This window comes from Dellaglioa sp. CoH-57-MRSF-18 (assembly GCF_056781995.1).
Map to the genome: position 1 here is coordinate 1 of NZ_JBXAXX010000183.1, position 303 is coordinate 303.

At 54.1% G+C, this 303-nt stretch carries 1 protein-coding gene; it reads right to left on the reverse strand.

The window, feature by feature from the left end:
• The coding region (locus tag AC1RPG_RS08650; RefSeq protein WP_481762579.1) for a hypothetical protein at positions 1–303 on the reverse strand (303 nt) is incomplete at both ends.

The following is a 303-nucleotide window of genomic DNA, read 5'->3' on the forward strand; positions in this document are numbered from 1 at the left end:
CAGTGCAGCTGCGGCAGCTTCAGGTTCGAACGATTACCCTTGTTGAACAGGAAATCGACAACGTGACCTGTCTGCGCGCGTTTGCGCGGGTCCTTGTACAAGTTGTGGACGACGGCCACCAGCGGAAAAATCTTCGAGTAGAAGATGCTGTCCGTCAGATACTGACGATACGCGTTCTGCGTCTCAAGGAACGACGAGTATGCGGATTCGGCCGCTGCGTACGATGTATCGCCTTCCATGAATGCTTCACTGATGCCCATAGCTCGCAGCTTGTAAGGCACCAGTACATCGGCAGTGTCATAC